This window comes from Microbulbifer sp. A4B17 (genome assembly GCF_003076275.1).
Taxonomy (GTDB): Bacteria; Pseudomonadota; Gammaproteobacteria; order Pseudomonadales; family Cellvibrionaceae; genus Microbulbifer.
On the sequence record NZ_CP029064.1, the window covers coordinates 2,366,076 to 2,382,702 of the forward strand.

The 16,627-nt window shown below is 44.8% G+C and carries 22 protein-coding genes; 16 read left to right on the plus strand and 6 right to left on the minus strand.

What is annotated here, in order from left to right:
* Positions 1-162 precede the first annotated feature (162 nt).
* The 4 genes from BTJ40_RS10645 to BTJ40_RS10660 all read left to right on the plus strand — a co-directional run bounded on the left by BTJ40_RS10645 (position 163) and on the right by BTJ40_RS10660 (position 1,948).
* The gene (locus tag BTJ40_RS10645) at positions 163-627 is read left to right on the plus strand and encodes a hypothetical protein (protein ID WP_157954005.1); all 465 of its coding nucleotides are present in this window, start codon (positions 163-165) and stop codon (positions 625-627) included.
* Positions 628-629: 2 nt separating this feature from the next.
* A complete protein-coding gene (locus tag BTJ40_RS10650) occupies positions 630-1,025 on the plus strand; it encodes a hypothetical protein (protein WP_108733073.1) in 396 nt (131 codons plus the stop codon).
* Between the two features lie 81 nt (positions 1,026-1,106).
* Positions 1,107-1,523 carry a hypothetical protein gene (locus BTJ40_RS10655; RefSeq protein ID WP_108733074.1) on the plus strand — a complete coding sequence of 139 codons (417 nt, stop codon included), beginning with the start codon at positions 1,107-1,109 and terminating at the stop codon, positions 1,521-1,523.
* An 8-nt stretch (positions 1,524-1,531) separates the two neighbouring features.
* Positions 1,532-1,948, plus strand: coding sequence for a hypothetical protein (locus tag BTJ40_RS10660; protein WP_108733075.1), 417 nt, complete (start codon positions 1,532-1,534; stop codon positions 1,946-1,948).
* A gap of 69 nt (positions 1,949-2,017) precedes the next feature.
* Here the strand turns inward: BTJ40_RS10660 and BTJ40_RS10665 are convergent, their stop codons facing one another.
* Positions 2,018-2,293: a hypothetical protein gene (locus tag BTJ40_RS10665; RefSeq protein ID WP_157954006.1), complete on the minus strand. Its 276-nt coding sequence runs from the start codon at positions 2,291-2,293 to the stop codon at positions 2,018-2,020.
* On the opposite strand from BTJ40_RS10665, the gene BTJ40_RS10670 reads away from it, so the two are divergent.
* The 3 genes from BTJ40_RS10670 (at position 2,273) to BTJ40_RS10680 (ending at position 5,556) form a co-directional block, all read left to right on the plus strand.
* Positions 2,273-3,364 carry an RHS repeat domain-containing protein gene (locus BTJ40_RS10670; RefSeq protein WP_108733077.1) on the plus strand — a complete coding sequence of 364 codons (1,092 nt, stop codon included), beginning with the start codon at positions 2,273-2,275 and terminating at the stop codon, positions 3,362-3,364. The genes BTJ40_RS10665 and BTJ40_RS10670 overlap by 21 nt on opposite strands.
* Positions 3,355-3,627 (plus strand): hypothetical protein, encoded by a 273-nt coding sequence (locus BTJ40_RS10675; RefSeq protein WP_108733078.1) that lies wholly within the window; start codon positions 3,355-3,357, stop codon positions 3,625-3,627. The genes BTJ40_RS10670 and BTJ40_RS10675 overlap by 10 nt, the downstream gene beginning before the upstream one ends.
* A gap of 591 nt (positions 3,628-4,218) precedes the next feature.
* Entirely contained in the window at positions 4,219-5,556 is a 1,338-nt protein-coding gene (locus BTJ40_RS10680) for an RHS repeat domain-containing protein (RefSeq protein ID WP_202862882.1), read from the plus strand.
* 303 nt (positions 5,557-5,859) lie between these two features.
* Here BTJ40_RS10680 and BTJ40_RS22280 read toward each other — a convergent pair whose 3' ends face one another.
* Positions 5,860-6,033, minus strand: coding sequence for a hypothetical protein (locus BTJ40_RS22280; RefSeq protein ID WP_157954007.1), 174 nt, complete (start codon positions 6,031-6,033; stop codon positions 5,860-5,862).
* Positions 6,034-6,256: 223 nt separating this feature from the next.
* Entirely contained in the window at positions 6,257-6,427 is a 171-nt protein-coding gene (gene csrA / locus BTJ40_RS10690) for a carbon storage regulator CsrA (protein ID WP_108733080.1), read from the minus strand.
* A 561-nt stretch (positions 6,428-6,988) separates the two neighbouring features.
* Here csrA and BTJ40_RS10695 point away from each other — a divergent pair.
* Complete coding sequence (locus BTJ40_RS10695; RefSeq protein ID WP_108733081.1) at positions 6,989-9,028, plus strand: RHS repeat domain-containing protein; 2,040 nt, start codon at positions 6,989-6,991, stop codon at positions 9,026-9,028.
* Positions 9,028-9,453: a hypothetical protein gene (locus BTJ40_RS10700; RefSeq protein WP_108733082.1), complete on the plus strand. Its 426-nt coding sequence runs from the start codon at positions 9,028-9,030 to the stop codon at positions 9,451-9,453. Before BTJ40_RS10695 ends, BTJ40_RS10700 begins: the two co-directional genes overlap by 1 nt.
* A 304-nt stretch (positions 9,454-9,757) precedes the next feature.
* Here the strand turns inward: BTJ40_RS10700 and BTJ40_RS22930 are convergent, their stop codons facing one another.
* Positions 9,758-9,886, minus strand: a complete 129-nt coding sequence (locus tag BTJ40_RS22930; protein ID WP_255422897.1) for a hypothetical protein — start codon at positions 9,884-9,886, stop codon at positions 9,758-9,760.
* Positions 9,887-10,024: 138 nt separating this feature from the next.
* Between BTJ40_RS22930 and BTJ40_RS10715 the strand changes: the two genes are divergently transcribed.
* The 4 genes from BTJ40_RS10715 to BTJ40_RS22285 all read left to right on the plus strand — a co-directional run bounded on the left by BTJ40_RS10715 (position 10,025) and on the right by BTJ40_RS22285 (position 13,250).
* Positions 10,025-10,375, plus strand: a complete 351-nt coding sequence (locus tag BTJ40_RS10715) for a hypothetical protein (protein ID WP_108733083.1) — start codon at positions 10,025-10,027, stop codon at positions 10,373-10,375.
* Between the two features lie 741 nt (positions 10,376-11,116).
* On the plus strand, positions 11,117-12,448 hold the full coding sequence (locus tag BTJ40_RS10720; protein ID WP_108733084.1) for an RHS repeat domain-containing protein: 1,332 nt from the start codon (positions 11,117-11,119) through the stop codon (positions 12,446-12,448).
* Between the two features lie 235 nt (positions 12,449-12,683).
* Complete coding sequence (locus BTJ40_RS10725) at positions 12,684-13,106, plus strand: hypothetical protein (RefSeq protein WP_108733085.1); 423 nt, start codon at positions 12,684-12,686, stop codon at positions 13,104-13,106.
* The gene (locus BTJ40_RS22285) at positions 13,107-13,250 is read left to right on the plus strand and encodes a hypothetical protein (RefSeq protein WP_157954008.1); all 144 of its coding nucleotides are present in this window, start codon (positions 13,107-13,109) and stop codon (positions 13,248-13,250) included.
* A 484-nt stretch (positions 13,251-13,734) separates the two neighbouring features.
* Here BTJ40_RS22285 and BTJ40_RS22290 read toward each other — a convergent pair whose 3' ends face one another.
* Entirely contained in the window at positions 13,735-13,875 is a 141-nt protein-coding gene (locus tag BTJ40_RS22290; protein WP_157954009.1) for a hypothetical protein, read from the minus strand.
* Between the two features lie 309 nt (positions 13,876-14,184).
* On the opposite strand from BTJ40_RS22290, the gene BTJ40_RS10730 reads away from it, so the two are divergent.
* The 3 genes from BTJ40_RS10730 (at position 14,185) to BTJ40_RS10740 (ending at position 15,621) form a co-directional block, all read left to right on the plus strand.
* The gene (locus BTJ40_RS10730; protein WP_108733086.1) at positions 14,185-14,445 is read left to right on the plus strand and encodes a hypothetical protein; all 261 of its coding nucleotides are present in this window, start codon (positions 14,185-14,187) and stop codon (positions 14,443-14,445) included.
* Positions 14,445-14,930, plus strand: a complete 486-nt coding sequence (locus tag BTJ40_RS10735) for a hypothetical protein (RefSeq protein ID WP_108733087.1) — start codon at positions 14,445-14,447, stop codon at positions 14,928-14,930. The genes BTJ40_RS10730 and BTJ40_RS10735 overlap by 1 nt, the downstream gene beginning before the upstream one ends.
* A 502-nt stretch (positions 14,931-15,432) precedes the next feature.
* A complete protein-coding gene (locus BTJ40_RS10740) occupies positions 15,433-15,621 on the plus strand; it encodes a hypothetical protein (protein ID WP_108733088.1) in 189 nt (62 codons plus the stop codon).
* Positions 15,622-16,287: 666 nt separating this feature from the next.
* On the opposite strand, the gene BTJ40_RS10745 is transcribed toward BTJ40_RS10740, so the two are convergent.
* A complete protein-coding gene (locus BTJ40_RS10745) occupies positions 16,288-16,545 on the minus strand; it encodes a helix-turn-helix domain-containing protein (protein ID WP_108733089.1) in 258 nt (85 codons plus the stop codon).
* Positions 16,546-16,627: the final 82 nt, after the last annotated feature.

Here is a 16,627-nt window from a genome sequence, read left to right on the forward strand (position 1 = left end):
ATCCATTAGTAATTGATGTGTTAGTTGTTTGCTCAATGGTGATCTTTTACAGTTTGATTAGACCGAGTATAAAATCGAAAGTTATGTAAATAGCATTCTGCACAAAAGCTAGGTGGATCTTTTAGCGATCATTGGCGTGGCCTGACTGATGGATTGAGTAACTTGATAAGTTCAGGTGGAGCAGTCCAATTAGGGTTGCTAAGTGGTTCTCTAATTGGTTGCGATATTCTTTTTTGCCTGGAAGGTAGTGGTGCAATTGGTTTATCCATTGATCCAAATGATTTACTTAACTCAAAAGCCTATTTTCAGCTTTCTGGTGCATTTGCTGCAGCAATAGGGATTGGTGGTGTTGCTACTAGTGGAAGAAGCTTTGGCAAATCCCCTACTCAGTTGGAGTCTGGGTTTTCTACATCCTCAAGTCGTACAGTCATTGGATTTGTGGCAATTCCGTGGGATGTTGGTGGGCCAGCAGGATCATATGCCGTAGATTACGCGAATGGTGCGATTTCTGCTGGTGGATTTCTGGGGGCTGGTCTAGGGGTCGGGGGAGGAGTGGCCATGGGTGAACGAGGAGCTTTAAACTTTGTTACGCCATCTTTGAGAGACTTTATAGCGTTGGAGTTATAAAAATGAGATTAATTTTAGTTTTAATTATATCTGTTAGCTTGGGAAAATTAGCCTATATTTATAACCCTACATGGGGAACTAATCTGATTTTATTTTTATTTGTAACGTTTGGGGCACTTCCGTATATAGCATTGTTAATAAGGTCTAATTACTTTAGAAAAGAAATTAAGTCTTGGGCGGAAAATAATAATATAAAGGTTTTAGATATACAAAATAATAATCTATTTAAAGGTAAGTTACGTTGGAAAGTGTCAGATATTCAAGATGTATTCCTTTTGAAGGGATGTGATGCTGAATATTGGATTGCCTGTGGGACATGGTTTTTAGGTTCATTCAAGTGCGGATTAAAGATTTATAAAGAATCTAACGGGCACTTAAAGATAGTGGCTTCCTTATAAATCACGACATTTGCACAAAAGGGCGGTGGTTGTACTGTACCAATGGCTTGTGCAGGTTTGCCTGTAAGCTCTTCTCCCAATATGAATAATCCTATTTATCCGCAACCTCATGAAGATCCACTTACTGTTGGGTCGACTCTATCTACCGTGGCTGGTGTCACTCTTGCAGGGAATAAAACTTTTATGGCTAGCTGGAACCAAAGGCTTCCGCTCACACCAATAAAATATGAATATATAGGGATGTATAGCTATGGGACTAAACTCCAAGGTGCGAAGTATCTAAAATATGGTGGGAATGCATTGGGAGCGGCGGGTTATAGAGTCTCGGCTTACTCTTACTATGGATCAATGAGTTTTGGCAATTATCGAGATGCCAGAAAGTATGCCGTTGATGGATTTATGGGAGCGTTGATGTTTGCGTGGTCTGTTGGAACTGCTGTAGGCGGGATTGGGTTTTATGTTAATCAGGACTACCACTCCAATCCGCATAACCCATAGGGCGTAAAATGAAAGAAGTCTCTAGTGTATTTTTTGTTTTATTTGGAAATATCCACCATGAGTATTTGAAAAAAGGAGAGGGTCAGGACGCATCAAAAGTGCTAGCTGCAATCCAGATATCGACGTTAATAGGGCTTAACTTGATGTCTGCGAGCTTTTTGCTTTCCTCATTGGTTAATTCTGGGATGATGCAAATATTTGAAGCTTCACGAATTAAAGTTTTCTTGATAATGATAACTTTTATAGGGTTGAATACTTTTTTAATTATTAAGTTTTACCGGTGGGACGAGGTTCAACAAGAGAGATATTTTAAAGTCCTGAGATCTGATGATTCTAAATGGATTAAATTGTTGGCTCGAATAATACCGTATATCACAATGGGGTTGTTTGTTGCGGCTATGGCTCTTGGTATAGCACTGAATTGATTTGAACAAGCAAACACACCATCAAAGCCCCGGCAGAGCGATCTGCCGGGGCTTTGTCACTATGGTCTATCAAGCCTGCTTCTTCAGTTTGGCATTCTCGATAAACGTATGGATCACCTGAATCACCTGCCGCTTGGTGGCGGTGTCCAGCTTCTCAATCTGCTGCATCCGTCGCAGCAATCTGGAATCCGGCTGCTTGATCTTCTTCACCGGCTTAACACCGAGTAGCTCGTCCGTACTGACCTTGAGGGCCTGCGCCAGGTCTACCAACAGGTTGGCCGGTGGGTGTTCGCTCTCGGTCTTTCTCACGATTGAAAAACCCAATTGGCCGGCAATGTACAGCATATCGCCATTACCGACCTTATTGGAACCAGTGGCGAGTACCAGTATCTGCACCGGGATCACCTGGGTTCCATTGAGAAAATAACAGATGAAGCGGGATTGGAGATTCTGGATCTTTCATTTAACCCGGATGGCAGCCGTCGCCAGACAGACTGGGGTGCGGATCTGGATCAACAGGGTTTGCAGGAGTTACTCGCAGTACAAGGGCTAACTACCAAGCGCGGTTACACGGGCCATGAGCATCTAGACAGGACTGGCCTGATCCATATGAATGGCCGCATCTACGACCCCACCCTGGGCCGCTTCCTCAGCCCAGACCCGATAGTCCAGGCACCGACTTATAGTCAAAACTGGAATCGGTATAGCTATGTGTTTAATAATCCGTTGAGTTTTACTGATCCTAGTGGGTTTGAGGTGGCTGACGAGGATGAGGACGTAGATCCTATTGATGAAGGACAGGATTCTAGCGGCAATATGGAAGAGGTGACAGTCGTAGGGGAGCCACTTAGCAGTCCTACGATCCTTGTTACAACGTACGTAATTGATAATAATGGAAAGATGGTGCTGGCTAATCCACTTGATATTTTCCTTCCGGAGCTTTCCTGGACTTCTACGAATGAAGAAGATGAGAAAGATGAGGAGGAGGAAAAGGAGGAGTGCACCCAAAATGGTGGTTGTGTTTCAATTACAGTGGATGCGAATGGTAATGATGCACAAAAGAGCTTGAATCCGTTTAAAATTATAGGAAATGAATTTCCTCAGTGGTGGAACAGCGAAGAAACTCAAGATTTAAGGCAAGGCATAAATCTGTCCCTTGACGGACTGTCAATTCCATACAAGATGTTGCGTGCTCCTCTTGACTATAAAGATTATGGTCAACTTATTTATCAGTCGATAAATGGCGATTTTGGTGAGGCAGGCATAACCCTAACAGGCATACTCGCAGGTAAAACAACGGTTAGATTTATGGAGGAGTCGTTCAAGATGCAGGATAGCGTCATTAACGCAGCCGGAGTTATTACTTCAAATTCTTCCAAGTATGTTGTTGAGCAGGATTGTTTTTCATGCAAATAAAAAGAACGACCTGGGTTGTTATTATTGCTTGTTTTATAGGTTTCAGAACTTTTCGATTTGAAAATGGAGGAGCTGAGGCTTTTTTAGTGGCCCTTTTTATTGTATTAACGAGCACCTATTGGTTTGTGGTTCCCTATTTAACAGGAGATGTGATCAAGCTGCCAACCTATACAGATGAGTTGATAAAAGGAACCCATGATATCCAGAGAACTCTCTTTTTTATTCTTGGCTTGGTGGGCGTGATCGCTTCAATGTTTATTTGAAGGGCACCTCTAAAAATTACTTTTTTGGTGCTCATAAGCACCGAATAACAGGGGTTCCAAAGCGATAAAATCAAGGGAAGCTCAATTTATAGAAAAGATGCTCATAAATAAGTAATGCCTAATACATATCCAACGCCCCAGTCTTCAAGCTGGGGCTTTTTTGCTGTTGGCCTGACGTACCCTTCGCCTTAGTCATATTAACTTCGGTGCAGATTGATATGATTAGCTGAAAAGTTTTCAGGACATCCAGTGCGCCGAGCTAAATCGGCAAAAGATTGGAGGTGAAAGCCCTCTGCCCGATAAGGTCTAGCACGCGAATTGTCAGGACACTCATAGATTGAAGTGAGGCTCCAACAATATTACAGCTGCCTGCACTAGCGGATAAACTCTACCAATTTAGATTTAAGCCACGGTAAAACACTGAAAAGCTGTGCTTGGGGGCCGAATCCCATGAATTTTGGACTCGCCAGTTTTCAGGACACCCATGAATCTGGGATCAGGTCGGAGGGAGAAGTACTAACTGATTGGCTGGGAATTAGCTGGGTGGATAGCCCCAGTGTTTAGTGAAATACCCAGCCGTTCGAGGATAGTGTGCTGGGCGGGAGCCAAAGTGACGCAACTCCCACCGCCAGGGATCGCTTCCAATATGGCCCAGATGGCCAGCGCTTCTACCGGGAAAGCAGTTGGATGGAAGATGGCCAGCTCCAAACCGAGAAGGCCTTTATCGTGGGCAGCTACCAGGAGCAGATTCCCGCAGATGCCAGTCTTCTCACGATTGAAAAAACCAGGCTGGCCGGCAATGTACAGCATATCGCCATTACTGACCTTATTGGAACCAGTGGCGAGTACCAGTATCTGCACCGGGATCACCTGGGTTCCATTGAGAAAATAACAGATGAAGCGGGATTGGAGATTCTGGATCTTTCATTTAACCCGGATGGCAGCCGTCGCCAGACAGACTGGGGTGCTGACCTGGATCAACAGGGCTTGCAGGAGTTGCTTGCAGTACAAGGGCTAACTACCAAGCGCGGTTACACGGGCCATGAGCATCTGGACAGGACTGGCCTGATCCATATGAATGGCCGCATCTACGACCCCACCCTGGGCCGCTTCCTCAGCCCAGACCCGATAGTCCAGGCACCGACTTATAGTCAAAACTGGAATCGGTATAGCTATGTGTTTAATAATCCGTTGAGCTTTACTGATCCTAGTGGGTTTGCGGTGGCTGACGAGGATGAGGACGTAGATCCTATTGATGAAGGACAGGATTCTAGCGGCAATATGGAAGAGGTGACAGTCGTAGGGGAGCCACTTAGCAGTCCTACGATCCTTGTTACAACGTACGTAATTGATAATAATGGAAAGATGGTGCTGGCTAATCCACTTGATATTTTCCTTCCGGAGCTTTCCTGGACTTCTACGAATGAAGAAGATGAGAAAGATGAGGAGGAGGAAAAGGAGGAGTGCACCCAAAATGGTGGTTGTGTTTCAATTACAGTGGATGCGAATGGTAATAATGCACAAAAGGTGAATACTGTTGGTGGCTACTTTGAGAAACTGAAATGTAATTCTGATTTGTGCGTAATTCGCTCACAAACATTCACATCTCGAGAGGAAATAGCAGATCACCAGTCACAGAACAATATGCGCACCGCAGTGAAGACGACTGCATTAAGTTTGCTTGGTGGTGCTATAGGAGGGCTTGGGGGTACAGCACTAGCGGGTGGCGCTACAGTTAAAGGGATCTTTGTTGATACTCAGGTTGGTTATGCTTTACAGGTAGGAGACACGATTATCCAGGAAATTAGGGCTGATTTCGTAACAGCGTTCCACAATGATAGCGGCCTTGATAACCTTATTATTACGCAAACTATTGTTAATAGTGAGGGAATTATTGTCGAAAGGCAGCAAGGTTCACCAGGGTTTTGATAATCATGAAATCTATATTAGTTTTTTTGAGAGAGCTTTTTTCCTTTAGGTTTTTCTTAAGCGGCTTTTTTGGGTTGGTAACCTATTCAGTCTATTTTTTTAGGGTGGAATTGGGGAGGTTCGGTTGGATTCCTCTCATAATTTTGGTGTTGTGGGTGATCTCTAGCATAATTTTCTTTGTAGCAAAAAAAACAAAGTTTATGTGATGCCTTGATTAGGGTGCCGGTCATATCTGCTGACAATTGGCCCTTAAAACCATCAAAGCCCCGGCAGAGTAATCTGCCAGGGCTTTGTCGTTATAGCCTACCAAGCTTGTTTCTTCAGTTTGGCATTCTCGATAAACGTATCGAGCACCTGAATTACCTGCCGCTTGGTGACGGCGTCCAACTTCTCAATCTTTTGCACCCGTCGTAGCAATCTGGAATCCGGTTGCTTGATCTTCTTCACCGGCTTAGAAAAAGTTTTCAGGATACCCATGAATCTGGAATCAGGTCGGAGGGAGGAGTATTAACTGATTGACTGGGAATTAGCTGGGTGGACAGCCCCAGTGTTTAGTGAAATACCCAGCCGTTCGAGGATAGGAGGCATGTATTAGGCAATACAGCCCCACTTTCTAGGGGCTAAATGTCGACCACTCCAATCCACTAGCTCTAAATAGTGATCCAGCCGAAAGGGCAGCCCTTTTGGCATGTTCAGTTTCTCACTTTCTGCTCCTCTTGATACGCACATAAATTTCTTCGCGGTAAACGGATAGGGATTTGGGAGCATTAATCCCAATCTTCACTTGATTGCCTTTAACCTCCAATACGGTAACTGAGATATTGGTTCCAATTCTCAAGTTCTCGCCAGTTCGGCGCTTTAAAATCAACATGGACATTTCCTACAGGTACTAAAACTATGTGCGGATCTTCCGCATGGAGAATGCTTGGTAAGTAATGTGTATCGTAGGAAGGGCGGTGCACGAGAGCGGTAGGGGTAGAAGAAGAAAAGACGGACGCAACGCTGCCAGAGCTTGAAGAATCTCTTCAAGCTGCTGAATCTGCTCCACTTTATTGAAGACGAGCGGGTTTCTAGCGTATTATCCACTGAGCCACTTTGATAGGTTCGATATCAATTTGGTTAGCTGGCCCCTGGTGTTGGTCCACCTTGGGTCAGCGCCTTTTACTTACTCTTACGTCACGCTACCGTTCTCCTTTGAGAGATGGGTTTTTAGAAAGCTCTTGGGTCTCTTGATCTTTTGGTCGCTAGCCTATACAGACTGCCTCAATCACGGCCAAAATATCGAAAAATATCTGTCAATTCTACGCAGCTTTGACACTAAAACAAACTGAATAAAATCCAATAAGATTATTTTCGTGCCTATATTTTTATAGTCTTCTTTCCATAAGAATCTCGATTTTCTATTAACAATTCCCTGCAGACGTTTGACAACATGAATACCTGGGGGCAGGTAGAGCAGGAGACCTATGGTAACGGTCTTGTAACCACTCGCACCTATAACCCTGATACCGGGCGCCTGGAAACCATTAAAACCGGTGGGGGAGCAATTCAAAACAATGAATACCAATGGCGCTCTAACGGAACCCTGGAAAGTCGCCTTAGCTACAGCAGTGTTGATGTGCTGCAAAAACAGGAAGACTTTACTTATGACGGCCTCAACCGCCTAACCAGCGCCTCCCTGGCTGTAGGGGGAGACAGGGTACTGAGCACTCAGTACGATAAGCTGGGTAATATTCTCTCCAAAAGCTCTAGCGTCGCCACGGATGCCCAGGTAGCGGACTACCAGTATGGGGAGTTTGGAAATGCCGGTCCCAACGCCGTGAGTAATGTCACGATCAATGGTATTTCACAAAGCCTCTACTACGATGCGAACGGTGCGATTGAGCACTATGATGCTGCCACCGGTGACGATAAATGGATCAGCTGGAACGCGCGGCAACTACCCACTGAAATTGTGCTGGGCGGGAGCCAAAGTGACGCAACTCCCACCGCCAGGGATCGCTTCCAATATGGCCCAAATGGCCAGCGCTTCTACCGGGAAAGCAGCTGGATGGAAGATGGCCAGCTCAAAACAGAGAAGGCCTTTATCGTGGGCAGCTACGAGGAGCAGATTCCCGCAGATGCCAGTCTTCTCACGATTGAAAAAACCCAATTGGCCGGCAATGTACAGCATATTGCCATTACCGACCTTATTGGAACCAGTGGCGAGTACCAGTATCTGCACCGGGATCACCTGGGTTCCATTGAGAAAATAACAGATGAAGCGGGATTGGAGATTCTGGATCTTTCATTTAACCCGGATGGCAGCCGTCGCCAGGCAGACTGGGGTGCTGACTTGGATCAACAGGGTTTGCAGGAGTTGCTTGCAGTACAAGGGCTAACTACCAAGCGCGGTTACACGGGCCATGAGCATCTGGACAGGACTGGCCTGATCCATATGAATGGCCGCATCTACGACCCCACCCTGGGCCGCTTCCTCAGTCCAGACCCGATAGTCCAGGCACCGACTTATAGTCAAAACTGGAATCGGTATAGCTATGTGTTTAATAATCCGTTGAGTTTTACTGATCCTAGTGGTTTTTCTGCGAAGGACAAGAAAGAGGATACGACCAAGCCAAAAAATGAGGGGCGGACGGCTGACGGGGGAAGTGAATCATCAGATGGCTGGGATGTCTCAGTGACTGGTAATGCGTATGGGCCAGGCACAGTTGTTGGTAGTGTCACGATCAATGGAAGCACTTACGTTATGGCAGCCCATAATTTGATATCGTTATGGGATTCTGAGATGGAAAAGAACTATAAGGAACAGCTTAAGTCCGAGATTACGGCATCAACTATTGCGGGCTTCCAGGCGCCTGAGTTTTCATTGGATGAGGTTCAGGTGCAGAGTAATCTGTCTGGCATCCCGGCATCAATGGCATTGGGGGTTTTAGGAGGAGGTGGACAATTCGGAGGTGGTGCACAAAAGGGGCCGACCGGTAATTTTTCTCCAGTGCCAGGAACCTATTTTGATGAAAATGGTATTCCGGTTACCGTTGAGGTCGGACCGTTTGGTAACACAGTTAGCGCAGATGGTACGACAGCCTATAGTTTTGATTCTAATACTGGGACGTTAATTAATCCTTTAGCTACAGGTATGGCTAAGCCTAGTGCTCCTGAATTAATGTTCTTAGGTGGCGTTCGTGTGGGTGTCTCTGCTGGCTATTCAATGTTTAGTCTTGCGGCAAGAGCGGGGCCAAGTACTTATACCAATTTCGCAATCAACTCTATAGGTAGGGATACCTTAAAAGTTATGAGTTTTGGCTTTCTATATCGTGTACCTAAATTTAACCCCTCATATTATTGGGCTAGGGCTGGTGGTAATTACTCTTTAGCAGTCTCAAAACTTGGCCGCTCTAATCCTGGGTATGATGCAGTTTTTGGCGGTCTTGGAGTGATTGGAACTTTGGGTACAGCTCCGGTGGGTGATTAATGTCTGACTTATATCTAATTAAAAATGCTCACTGCCCTTGTATCTCTTTTGAGGTTAGTAAGGGTGCGGAAAGTGTGAAAAGAAGATTTTTTTCTTTAAAGAAGAAGGATGGATATGGAATAAAACTGAATGGAAGGCTGTTTGCGTTAATTGTGATAAAAAATAAGCTTTTTTTATTATTTAAAAATTGCTGGTACGATGTAAGCGAGCCCTCCTTTAGTGCTAAGGTGGAACAGAAGTCTAAAGCTGAGAAGAGCTTTAGCCTGCTGGATGGGGAAAAACTTATTTTCTCCTTTGATTTTTCTGACCGAGAGTTAAACAGGAAGGACATCACACCAGAGCCGCATTTTGTTGATGATGTTGTAGATTGGTTGAAGGATGATGCGTCAAGAAAATGGTATAAGAGTCTTTTTGAGAAGGCTTGAACTCAATATATAGAAATTGTAAAACGCCCGGGCAAGCTTACTTTTTATACTTGGGGAATTGATTTTTGCCCCCCCAAAAAATAAGAAACCTAGAGCGCTAACTACCAGTAGTTAGCGCTCCAATGGCCGCATGGCATGTTCGACCTGACGCTGAGCGATAATCGCATCAATCACCCGAATCACCGTATCCTTAAATACGGTTGCTGATTTTGTGAAGTTCGAGAATTTTATCTATCAGTATAAATCAAGCCATAAATCTGGCTTCTCTGCCCAGTAGGAAAATTGGAGTGCTAACTATCAGTAGTTAGCGCTCCAATGGCCGCATGGCATGTTCCACCTGGCGATGGGCGATAATCGCATCGATCACCCGAATCACCGTGTCCTTGTCTTGATCATCAAAAGTCTCCAGCAGCTTGAAGCGCTTAAATAGCACTTCATTGACAACACACCTAACGCCTAATGCTCCATTTGCCGGAAGAACAACCATTGGTGGCGTATTGGTAGAGTATAGAGCTATGATGTTACCAAATGGCTCTGTAAATGTTGGGACTATCTTTCCTGTAAAATAAATATGAACTTTTTACTTTCTGACAATGAAAAGAATTTAATACTGGCGATCTCTAGTCAACTTAATCGAAAAAATGGAGACCAATTGCGTGCTGATTTAAAAAATGCCCGTGTGGAATCCCGGACTTCTGATGGGTCTAGAGTTAGTTTCGACATACTTGGTTATGAGAGGCCTCAATATAGAGGTCAGCATCCATATGAAGTTGAAGGTAAGCTGACTGATGAAGATGGCGGAGAGTTGTCTGTTTTGCTCTATGCCGATGAGAATGATCGACTTTTAGAGTTGGAAATTATCCGCTGGGATGGAAATGATTTAATTAACCCAAATTGGGGGGCATTGAGCCTGTATAAATAATATGTAGTGGTCTAATACTTCCGGACACTTCGTTAAGATGGTAAAACTACCAAGTGAAGTATGACAAAAAAGGTACACGCCGGAAATTCAAGCCGGAGTTCAAGAAAGATGCCGTAGCTCTTGTCTCGGAGCAAGGTATTCGATTTCCAAGGCTGCAGGAACCACGGCTAACAATCTGCGACGCTGGATTAAGGAGCTGGAGCAGGAAGAGAGCGGAGTAAGATTGGATACGGACGAGCGAGCTGAACTGGACCTGCTGCGACGTGAAGTAAAGCAGTTGCGGATGGAGAAGGAAATCCTAAAAAAGGCTAGCGCCTTCTTTGCGAAAGAAGTGAAATAAAGTACGAATTTATCAAGAAGCAGAAAAGGCAGCTTTCCAGTTAGGTTGCTCTGCCGGGTGATGCAGGTAAATAAGAGTAGCTATTACGAGTGGTGTCGCCGAAGTGATAGCCCAATAAATGTCCAGATTTAGCAACTATGCCGTGAGCATTTTTTCCATTTTTCAGGATGGAACATTTTTCAGGACACCCATAGATTGGAATGAAGCTCCAACGACAATATTGCAGTTGCCTGCACTGGCGGATAATCTCTACCAATTTAGAGTTAAGCCACGGTAAAACTTTTCAGGGAGCCGATGAATTTGGGATCAGGTCGGAGGGAGGAGTATTAACTGATTGGCTGGGAATTAGCTGGGTGGATAGCCCCAGTGTTTAGTGAAATACCCAGCCGTTCGAGGATAGTGTGCTGGGCGGGAGCCAAAGTGACGCAACTCCCACTGCCAGGGATCGCTTCCAATATGGCCCAGATGGCCAGCGCTTCTACCGGGAAAGCAGCTGGATGGAAGATGGCCAGCTCCAAACAGAGAAGGCCTTTATCGTGGGCAGCTACCAGGAGCAGATTCCCGCAGATGCCAGTCTTCTCACGATTGAAAAAACCCAATTGGCCGGCAATGTGCAGCATATTGCCATTACCGACCTTATTGGAACCAGTGGCGAGTACCAGTATCTGCACCGGGATCACCTGGGTTCCATTGAGAAAATAACAGATGAAGCGGGATTGGAGATTCTGGATCTTTCATTTAACCCGGATGGCAGCCGTCGCCAGACAGACTGGAGTACTGACCTGGATCAACAGGGTTTGCAGGAGTTGCTTGCAGTACAAGGGCTAACTACCAAGCGCGGTTACACGGGCCATGAGCATCTGGACAGGACTGGCCTGATCCATATGAATGGCCGCATCTACGACCCCACCCTGGGCCGCTTCCTCAGCCCAGACCCGATAGTCAAGGCACCGACTTATAGTCAAAACTGGAATCGGTATAGCTATGTGTTTAATAATCCGTTGAGTTTTACTGATCCTAGTGGGTTTGCGGTGGCTGACGAGGATGAGGACGTAGATCCTATTGATGAAGGACAGGATTCTGGCGATGGCGATGGCGATGGCGATGGCGATGGCGGCACGGAAAGTGAAGTCTCTGTTACAGGAACTCAGGTCACAGGTGCTAAAACAGTAAAAAGTTTATCAGCAATTGATGCAATAAGTGGGGGGACGGCCCCCCCTTTATCGGGGAATGCTATTGTCACGATGCTGAAGGAAAAGCAAGAGAATGAGCCGAGTGAATTTGATTGTGAAAAGGAAGATAAGGGGTCGGGTTGTGTTTCGGTTACGGTTGATAAGGACGGGAATAATGCACAAAAGAGCCAGAGTAAACTTCCTCAGCAATGTGGAGCAGGGGTTGTCACCTGCAAAGCAAATGGAACAGGAGGGGCAACAGCTCCTTCCGATCACCCTAAATGGCCGGGGAAAGGGTATACGGATGATGGGCGCAAAATAGCTCTGTATAGTTGTTCAAATAGTGAAGGAAGCTGTTCTTTTTATGCACCGAGTAATAGTAAAAATGTGTATGGTGCAGTTTTGAAAACAACGGTTACATCAAGCGGAGAACTGTCTACTCATGCAGATAGGATAGAGTCATTTACAGTGGATCCTTCACCAGGTTTGTTAGAGAGGTATTTTGGGATAGGGCCTTCTGATTTTGTTACAGAGTTAAGGGCAAATCAGGGAAATCAATAGAGGGACTTATGTGGTATTTATTGGAAAAAATTAGCTTTATTTCACACTTTTTAACGGCGTTAATAATTTTAGCTGGAGGTATCTATTGGGTGCGTACATCTAGAAGTTATTTTTCTATCTTTGGCTTGCTCGGCTCTGTTTTGTTGTTCGCCTCTGTTATCTTAAGGTTTTACCTCCCTGAAGTTGAATCCATAGATTTAGGGTATAAGAAGCCAATATCTGACAATGCCATTTTATGGGTGGTATATATGTATGGTTTCAATATTGGGTTGTTCATATTTTCTGTATCTATGTTTTGGAATGCAATAAAAAGGTTGTAAAAAATTCCTTAAAAATGTATGCACAAAAGAGAAATATGATTGAAAACTTTTTCAGGGGGGCGAAGTCTCTAGTGTGTGATATAGGGCATGTTGCCGGATATGGTGTGGTTTATTGGTATTCAAAAGCGTGTGCAGCAGCTGGATCTTCCGAGTGTGCAATGGTCCACCAACTGGCACATGATGATGCTGGCCGGATGGGAACAGCTCTTTATGACTATATTCACGATCCCAATGTAAGGGCTGATGTAAATTATGCGATTAGCGCAGCCTACCACGCCCAGGTGAACAGTGATTCTGTTCAATCTTATTTGGCAGGGAGAATTGGCCTAGGAGTATGAATGTCATATCACACATCGCCTTATGGAATTGGTTTGACAATCATGGGGTATAGTGGTGGTGCATTGCGAGCCTCACAAGTCTACGGCTCTGGAGTACAGTTGAATCATTTAGTGGAAGGTGCACTTTTTGGTGAGGATCCGTAAAATGAGTGTTATTACTTCTCAATGTGGTAATTGTGGCTCAAGTATGGGAGTAAAGGCTGCTTTAATAAGAGCGGGCTTTGAGTGTCAGTGTAGGAGTTGCCAAGCATACTGTCAGACTCCACATAAATTTTCTTATCTGTATTTATGTCTTTGTATAGCTGCTCTTCCACTTGTTTTTATGTTTTGGATTTCTACGGTATCAGGAAACCTACCCCTATTTACACTAATCTTGGGTGGAAGCTGGTTACTGATCTACTTTATGGAATTCTTTCTGCTTTCTCCTGTTTGCAAAACAGTGGAAGAATATAAGGCTACCAAAAAGGTAAAAAACTATAAAATTTTAGGGTTCCTTCTTTTATTTTTTGTTATTTGGCTTATCGTAAGGTAGATCGTTAGGTTGTTGGCATTAAGCCTCATGGCTTAGTAAGCAAAACCATCAAAGCCCCGGCAGAGCAAGCGGTCGGGGCTTTGTCGTTATGGCCTATCAAGCCTGTTTCTTCAGCTTGGCATTCTCGATAAACGTATCGATTACCTGAATCACCTGCCGCTTGGTGGCGGCGTCCAGCTTCTCAATCTGCTGCATTCGCCACAGTAATCTGGAATCCGGCTGCTTGATCTTCTTCACCGGCTTTACGCCGAGTAGCTCGTCCGTGCTGACCTTGAGGGCCTGCGCCAGGTCAACGGTAAAACCCGTGTCGGGGTAAAATGGTGAAGAGCCAGTGGCGCCGGGAAAAATGGTTGTTAACTCGCTGATGGCTCTAGGGAAAATGGAAAATTAAGGTACGACTGGCCTCGGGGTGATGTCTTTGCACATAAGGGAAATGACAACACAATAATACTTCATGAACAAGAATATGACATAGCCTGGGGTGTTGGGCCGCCCCTAAGCCCTACTGCAGTCAGAGCGCTTTTCACAAAGCAATTTTGGAAAAGAATGATTGGAAAGGAGTTTCCTGTTAAAAAGGGAGCTGGAGGAAAGCCACAACCTTATAACCCCAAAACAGGTCAGTATTTATCAACCGAAGCAAATCCAGGTGCTGCCATATCGCCTATAGGGCGATTTACAAATGGGTTTTCTCAAGAATTTGCTGAAGGTTCGGCAACAGGAGTAACGGGGGCCACTCCTGTTGGCAGGGCGGGAGATGTTGGTCACGCATTAGGTAATTTGATTGGCACAATTGGGGGATGGTTTTAATGATGGTTACTATAATATCGATCATAATTATAGTGCTTGTAATAACTGTAATCTGGTTTCTAAAGGAAGCCTTGAAGGGGGCTAAAAGGACGTTAGGGCAACTCCATAGGCCAATTTCTGATTTGCTTTCAAGAGGATTCGATGGAGGGGTTTTAATAATAGAGCATTCGAAAACAGGCCGGTTTATCCAGTTTAGCAAATACATAAAAAGTAAGGAAGATTTTGGAATTGAGTTGGCTTTTCCTAAGGCAGGTTGGAGTAAATACTATTACTCCAGAGTGAAAGATGTCTGTAAAAATTTTGATCTTAACATTAGAGAAGATTTTTCTTGTGGTGAGGGTGAGCTAACGTTTCTGTTCGCGGATTTTGATAAGGATGTTGATTCGGCATTTAAATTCAGTAAAGCTGTTTTCAAGGACGTTTTTAAAGTAAACACAGCTGACAAAGTGCACGTCAGGTTGCGTAACGCTTCGGCAACAGCGTAGGGCGTTCACGATCTGTTTTTGAACACCCAAACAAAGCCCTGTCGGTGATCCCAAAAGTTTTCAGGACACCCATGAATCTGGGATCAGGTCGGGGGGAGAGGTATTAACTGATTGGCTGGGAATTAGCCGGGTGGGTATCCCCAGTGTTTAGTGAAATACCCAGCCGTTAGAGGATAGGAGGCGTGCAGGCAATACAACCCCACTTTCTAGGGGCTAAATGTCGACCACTCCAGCCTACTAGCTCCAAATGAATAATTTTGAAAGTAGTTTACCGTTTTGCCTTAGTTGTTATGGTTGTGGAGATCAAGCCCTATACTTAATCGATCAACTTTATGATTCAGATTTCTACAATAGTTTAAATGAGTACTGGCGGTTTGAAATTATTTATGAGGTTGGAACCACTAATCGTATATTTTCTTACCAATGGGTTGAGGTGTATCCTTGGGGTATGAATTTACCCGTATGTTACTTGATTCTTGGAATAATAACAGGGGAGGACTAAATGAATAGACTTTTTCTTAAAAGGCTACTTTTTTGGTGCAGTCTATTAGGATTTATCGGTTTTGCTTTGGGGCAGAAAGGGACCGTTGATTCTAGTTTAATGGTGTGGGCGGGAGGAGGTGTTATTGTTGGATCTATATTGACAGTAATTTTCTTTTTTTTAGAAAAAAGGAAATCTAAGAAACTCTGAAAAAATATTAATTTCTAAAACAAGCACATTTCAGGGCGCCCATAGATTAGAGCGATGCTCCAGTAATGTTACAAGTTCCTGTACTGGCGGATATTTCTTGTCAATTTAGAGTTAAGCCACGGTAAGACACTGAAAAGCTGCGCTTGGGGGGCGAATCCCATGAATTTTGGACTCGCCAGAGGGAGAAGTATTGAGGGATTGGCTGGGAATTAGCCGGGTGGATAGCCCCAATGTTTAGTGAAATACCCAGCCGTTACTGTAACGAATAGCGAGGGAGTGGTCATTTCTCATCAGGAGGGTGGCCCAACATTTTGGTAGATGAAAACTGTATTCTATTTTGTTCGGGACTTATTTAAGAGTGGGCTTTTCTTAACTGGTTTTTGGGGTCTGGTGACTTATTCCTCTTTCTTCTTTAAACGTGATTTGGGGGAGCTTGGCTGGATACCACTAATTATCTTGGTTCTCTACGTATTATGTGCATTAGGTTTATTTATCGTAAGACGAAGAGGGGGTGATTAAAATGGTTGGAGGGTTGACAATATGCTAGCTCCTATAAGGCCTATTGAGTCTCGTAATCGCAGTCGATAGTCTTCTTTCCTAGAATGGAAATTATCAAAGCCTCGGCAGAGCAATCTGCCGAGGCTTTGTCATATCTGACGGAGTGTGTCAGTGACTAGCCTGCTGAATCACAGTCTCCAACATCTCACTGACAAACTTCTGCTTGGCCTTGGGCAGCAGGGCCACCTGCTCAACCTGCCGCAGTAGCTTCGGCAGCATGGAAGCGGACACCTTGCGCCGCCCGGCCTCGAAGGATTGCATGTGCTGTTGGGAAATCCCTAAGTACTCTGCCAGCCGCACCTGGGTCATGCGCAGTTCTTTGCGCAGGCCGGCGATACGCTGGCCATATAAATTCAGGACACCCATAGATTAGAGAGATGCGCTATCATTGTAGCTGGAAAGTTTTCAGGACACCCATGAATCTGGGATCAGGTCGGAGGGAGAAGTA

Coding starts and splice junctions, on each gene's coding strand:
- BTJ40_RS10745 (WP_108733089.1), bottom strand. CDS start 16,545: ATGGGTGTCCTGAATTTATATGGCCAGCGTATCGCCGGCCTGCGCAAA.
- BTJ40_RS10650 (WP_108733073.1), top strand. CDS start 630: ATGAGATTAATTTTAGTTTTAATTATATCTGTTAGCTTGGGAAAATTA.
- BTJ40_RS10695 (WP_108733081.1), top strand. CDS start 6,989: ATGAATACCTGGGGGCAGGTAGAGCAGGAGACCTATGGTAACGGTCTT.
- BTJ40_RS10715 (WP_108733083.1), top strand. CDS start 10,025: ATGAACTTTTTACTTTCTGACAATGAAAAGAATTTAATACTGGCGATC.
- csrA (WP_108733080.1), bottom strand. CDS start 6,427: ATGTTGATTTTAAAGCGCCGAACTGGCGAGAACTTGAGAATTGGAACC.
- BTJ40_RS10740 (WP_108733088.1), top strand. CDS start 15,433: ATGAATAGACTTTTTCTTAAAAGGCTACTTTTTTGGTGCAGTCTATTA.
- BTJ40_RS10655 (WP_108733074.1), top strand. CDS start 1,107: ATGAATAATCCTATTTATCCGCAACCTCATGAAGATCCACTTACTGTT.
- BTJ40_RS10675 (WP_108733078.1), top strand. CDS start 3,355: ATGCAAATAAAAAGAACGACCTGGGTTGTTATTATTGCTTGTTTTATA.
- BTJ40_RS22280 (WP_157954007.1), bottom strand. CDS start 6,033: ATGGGTATCCTGAAAACTTTTTCTAAGCCGGTGAAGAAGATCAAGCAA.
- BTJ40_RS22285 (WP_157954008.1), top strand. CDS start 13,107: ATGTCATATCACACATCGCCTTATGGAATTGGTTTGACAATCATGGGG.
- BTJ40_RS10660 (WP_108733075.1), top strand. CDS start 1,532: ATGAAAGAAGTCTCTAGTGTATTTTTTGTTTTATTTGGAAATATCCAC.
- BTJ40_RS10725 (WP_108733085.1), top strand. CDS start 12,684: ATGGGTGGTATATATGTATGGTTTCAATATTGGGTTGTTCATATTTTC.
- BTJ40_RS10665 (WP_157954006.1), bottom strand. CDS start 2,293: ATGCTGTACATTGCCGGCCAATTGGGTTTTTCAATCGTGAGAAAGACC.
- BTJ40_RS10730 (WP_108733086.1), top strand. CDS start 14,185: ATGATTGGAAAGGAGTTTCCTGTTAAAAAGGGAGCTGGAGGAAAGCCA.
- BTJ40_RS10700 (WP_108733082.1), top strand. CDS start 9,028: ATGTCTGACTTATATCTAATTAAAAATGCTCACTGCCCTTGTATCTCT.
- BTJ40_RS10735 (WP_108733087.1), top strand. CDS start 14,445: ATGATGGTTACTATAATATCGATCATAATTATAGTGCTTGTAATAACT.